The sequence below is a fragment of the Alphaproteobacteria bacterium genome (genome assembly GCA_035625915.1).
Classification (GTDB): Bacteria; Pseudomonadota; Alphaproteobacteria; order JACZXZ01; family JACZXZ01; genus DATDHA01.
On the sequence record DASPOR010000015.1, the window covers coordinates 1 to 3,255 of the forward strand.

Here is a 3,255-nt window from a genome sequence, read left to right on the forward strand (position 1 = left end):
TTACTGTTCCGGCGGGGCATGCCCTCGCATGCAACCTATCTGTTCAAGCATGCCCTGGTGCAGGATGCGGCGTACGGGACGCTGCTGCGCGAGCCCCGACGCACACTACATGCCCGCATCGCAGAGACCATCGAGAGCGAATTCGCTGAAAGCGCTGAGAGCCGACCGGAGTTGTTGGCGCGACATTGGAGCGAGGCCGGGTTGATCGAGAAAGCTGCCGGCTTTTGGGGCAAAGCGGGTCAGCGGTCGCTGGCGCAGTCGGCGCTGGTCGAAGCGGTAGAGCAACTCACGCGCGCCCTCGATCAAATCGCTACTTTGTCGGCCACGCCCGCACTGCGCCGTGAGCAGATCAAGCTTCAGGTCGCACTCGTTAACGCTCTCATGCACGTCAAGGGCTATGCCGCGCCTGAGCCCAAGGCGGCCGTTGAACAAGCGCGTCAATTCATCGAGCGAGCGCAGGCGCTTGCAGAACCTCCCGAAGATCCGCTGCTGCTGTTCGCGGTTCTCTATGGCATCTGGGCAGCAAGCTATGTGGCGTTCTCCGGAGACGTGACGCGTGAGCTTGCATCGCAATTTTTGGCGCTCGCAGAGAAGCAACGGGAGATCGTTCCACTCATGATTGGGCATCGCCTGATGGGTACGTCGCTGATGTTAACAGGGGACAGCCCTAAAAGCCGAACTCATTACAATCAGGCGTTCGCACTTTACGATCCTGCCAAACATCGGCCGCTCGCAACGCGTTTTGGCCAAGACGTTGGAGTGTCAATCTTTGTCTATCGGGCTTGGGCCCAGTGGATGCTCGGTTACCCCGAGTCCGCACTCGCGGACGTCGATCGCGCGCTCCAGGATGCACGCCAGGCCGGCCACGCAGGGACTTTGATGTACGCGCAGTTCCACACGTCGGTGACCAACATCCTTTGTGGAAAATATGCAGCGGCAAACGCGGAATCCAATGAAGTTGTCCGGTTGGCGGATGAGAAGGGCGCAGCACTATGGAAGGCTTTGGGGACGATGGAAAATGGTTGCGTATTAGCCCTTTCCGGCAACGCCTCCGAGGCAACTCAGATGATCTCCTCTGGAATCGCTACATATCGTTCAACGGGATCAAGAGTGTACTTGCCATTCTTCTTGTTACATTTGTGCAGGGCCCACTCGGAACTCGCCCAATTTGATAAAGCTTGGCGCTGCGTTGGCGAAGCGGAGACCGCGGTGGAAACAACAAAGGAACGATGGTGCGAGGCAGAAATCAATCGGATAGCCGGCGAAATCGCGCTGAAGTTGCCAAAACTGGGTGCGTCGCAAGCGGAAGCATATTTCGAGCGAGCGCTTGCGGTAGCGCGTGAGCAACAGGCAAAGTCCTGGGAACTGCGTGCGGCGATGAGCATGGCGCGGTTGTGGTGCGATCAGGGAAAGCAGGATGAAGCCCGTGATCTTCTCAGTCCAGTTTTTGGCTGGTTCACCGAAGGCTTCGACACGCGCGACCTTAAAGAAGCTAAAGCCCTGCTCGACAGCCTGTCCTCATGACTTTGGATCAGGCCTCCCCACTTCCGCTTTTGGCACAAAGCGGACATCGCTCGGACATTCCGAAATGTCCGCTTATGACAAACGGACCGGCACCCGGCGCACGAGGTATCGACACTGGTGAAAGGAAATGCCCCGCGCTGAGTCAGGCGAGTCCGCTGATTGGGCTTTAGCTTCCCCGCTACAGCCCTAGCAGCAGGACTTAGAAACGAATCCGTGACCTTCTGTGAAAGGCGGTCATGGATAATGATCGTGACCTCGCCGATGGTGACGGTGACGCCGTCATCTCGATCAGGCTCGGGCGAGGGCAGTCCCAAGATCTGCTGGATAGAATGCCCCGCTGTGACTCAGCCGTGGCCGTGGATTCGCTTTCCGTGGAGCGTCTAGGTAAGGCTGAAAGCTGCCACAACGCACCGCGGGCTTCTCTGCGTTACCCGCATAGACCCTGAACGCGATGCGAAGCATTAAAGTCAATGATTACAAATATTCAGAGTCTAAAACACGTCATTTGAAGTGAAGAAACCGATCGCGGTTCAAAACCGTCGCTTAATGCTCGAATTTAACGATAGCGCAGCGGCTTCCAGCGCTCGCAGGAGGAGCGTAAGGCTCTCGGATGATAAGACAATCCGCCCTTGCGAGCGACACCATCATCGAGCTGTCCTGGATCGGGAAGGGGGTGGCCACCTTTCCGGTGGCGCCGTGGCGCAGGCTGGCGCGCAGATAGTCCTCGCGCTCGTCATTGGCTGGAAGATCGCAGCCGAGCACCGCCGATTCGACCGGAATCGTCAGGTCGGTGCGCCCGCTCATGCGGCGGATCAGCGGGATCAGGAATAGGAACGCGCAGACATAGGAGGAGACCGGATTGCCGGGAAGGCCGAGGATGTGCATGTCGCCAAGCCGGCCATGCATGAGCGGACGGCCGGGCCGCATCGCGACCTTCCAAAACGATAAATCCATACCTTCGGCCGCGAAAGCTTTGTGGACGAAGTCGTAGTCGCCCACCGACGCGCCACCGGTCGTCACGAGAATATCGGTCGGAATGTCGCGTGCCCGGCGGATTGCCGCGATGGTCGCCTCGATCGTGTCTCCGACAAGGCCGAGATCGCTCACCACGGCGCCTTCCTGGCGCGCGAGCGCGGCGAGCGCGAAACCGTTTGAATAAACGATCTGTCCCGGTCCCGGTTCGTCGCCGGGCGGCACCAGTTCGTCGCCGGTTGCGAAGAGTGCAATCTTCGGCCGCCTGTGCAGCGTCACCAATGGATGGTTCATTCCGGCGAGAAGCGCAAGATCGCGCGCCGTGAGCCGATGGCCTTTGGCAAACAGGCTCTCCCCGCGGCGAAAATCGAGGCCCTCTTTGCGAATGTGCCTGCCCTTGGTTGCCGGTTTGAGCACCTCGACGCGGTCGGCCTCGCGGTTCGCCGATTCCTGCACGACTATGGTGTCGGCCCCGGCGGGTATCACGCCACCGGTGAAAATGCGCGCTGTCTCGCCGGGGCCGACAGCAGCCGTAAACGGCCGGCCGGCTGCGACTTCGCCTATCACTTTCAGATAGACGGGAGCATCGGCGACATCGGCGGTGCGCACCGCATAACCATCCATGGCGGAGACGTCGGCCGGCGGCTGGGTCCGTAGCGCCGTGAGATCGCGCGCCAGCACACGCCCATTGGCGTCGTCGAGCGGAACGTTTTCGGGGGACAGCGGCTCGGCATGCGCGAGTACGCGACGAAGAGCGTC

Annotated in this window: 2 protein-coding genes; one reads left to right on the forward strand and one right to left on the reverse strand. The window is 60.1% G+C overall.

Going from position 1 to position 3,255, the window contains the following annotated elements:
• Nucleotides 1-1,524: adenylate cyclase (locus VEJ16_01560; GenBank protein ID HYB08339.1), on the forward strand; the 1,524-nt coding region annotated here is incomplete at its 5' end.
• A 543-nt stretch (nucleotides 1,525-2,067) separates the two neighbouring features.
• On the opposite strand, the gene glp is transcribed toward VEJ16_01560, so the two are convergent.
• Nucleotides 2,068-3,255: gephyrin-like molybdotransferase Glp (glp, locus tag VEJ16_01565; GenBank protein ID HYB08340.1), on the reverse strand; the 1,188-nt coding region annotated here is incomplete at its 5' end.